Genomic DNA, 1428 nt, shown 5'->3' on the forward strand with positions numbered 1-1428 from the left:
GGGGCGGCGCTCTCGGCGGCCACCAGGGCGAGGAACTCGTCCCAGTCGAAGACCCGTTCCGCCCGGTGGGCGGTGATCGGCCCGTGGCACCACAGCACGGGACGCGGGTGGCCGGCGTCGACGAGCGCGTCGCAGTTGCCGGGCGAGTCGTCGAGGAAGACGTCGGTGAACCGGCACGCCTTGTCGGCGGCGATGGTCAGCGAGTCGACGGGGAAGTCCCAGGCGGCCAGCCACGCCGCCGTGCGGTTCCAGGCCAGCTGCGCGGGCACGCCGGTGATCGCGCGGGCCGTCACGTAGTGCAGCCGGTGGCCGGCGCGGGCCAGTTCGCGGACCGCCTCGAGCGCGCCGGGCAGCGGGGCGCCCTCGGTGAACACGACGTTGTCGTGCACCCCCCGCCCGCACAGCGCGAAGAACTCCTGCTCGCTCAGGCCCCATTGGTGCACGTACCAGTCCCATGACTCGGCCTTCGCAGAGCACGGGCGTCCCAGGGTGTGCTCGGCGTAGCGGGCGACGACGTCGACGAAGGGGTAGAGCACCCCGTCGATGTCGAGACCGATGTCCAGTGTGCGGGTCACGGCTGCCTCCTTGACCTCGTACCGCGTGGAGACGGCCGCCGGCTCCCGGATCCCCGGGGGGTGGTGCCGCCCGGTCGGCATCGTGGACCGCCGCCCGCAACGCCGTCGCAACGTGCCCGCGAGGGGCGGGCCGGCAGGACGGGGCGGGGGGACTTGCACCGCGCTTGCTCCCGGCGGGATTTGCTGGCCTGTGGACGTGGGACCGTTCGCCAACGCCGAAAGGCAGATTCTGTGACGCAGCAGCACGAACATGCCGAAGCCATCGCCGTCGTCGGGATCGGGTGCCGCCTGCCGGGCGGGATCGACACCCCTGACGCGTACTGGACGTTCCTGACCGAGGGCCGTGAGGCCGTCGGCGATCTGCCCGAGGGACGCTGGGACGCCTACCGGGGCCGGCCGGGCGCGGCGCGTGCGCTGGCCGGCGCGCCGCGGCGGGGCGCGTTCCTCGCCGACGCGGCCGGTTTCGACGCCGCGTTCTTCGGGATCACCCCGCGCGAGGCGGAGCTGATGGACCCCCAGCAGCGGCTGACGCTGGAGGCGGGCTGGGAGGCGCTGGAGGACGCGGGGATCGCCCCGCACACCCTGGCCGGTTCTGATGCGGGCGTGTTCATGGGCGCCGGGTCCGACGACTACGGGCGGCAGATGCTCGAGGACCTGCCCGCGATCGAGGCCTGGTCGGGGATCGGCGCGTCGCTGTGCGCGATCGCCAACCGCCTCTCCTACGTCCTCGATCTGCGCGGGCCCAGCCTCGTCGTCGACACGGCCTGTTCGTCCTCGCTGGCCGCACTGCACCTGGCCTGTCAGAGCCTGCGGGCCCGCGAGTGCACGCACGCCCTGGCGGGCGGTGTGCATC

The 1428-nt window shown here is 73.7% G+C and carries 2 protein-coding genes; one reads left to right on the forward strand and one right to left on the reverse strand.

Translation table 11 applies throughout. The features are described 5' to 3' along the window. A partial coding sequence (locus ACWGH4_RS35050; RefSeq protein ID WP_453467951.1) for a 5' nucleotidase, NT5C type occupies nt 1-575 on the reverse strand: 575 nt, incomplete at its 3' end. A gap of 231 nt (nt 576-806) precedes the next feature. Here ACWGH4_RS35050 and ACWGH4_RS35055 point away from each other — a divergent pair. Beyond that, a partial coding sequence (locus tag ACWGH4_RS35055) for a beta-ketoacyl [acyl carrier protein] synthase domain-containing protein (protein ID WP_453467953.1) occupies nt 807-1428 on the forward strand: 622 nt, incomplete at its 3' end.

Source organism: Streptomyces sp. NPDC054847, assembly GCF_053610925.1.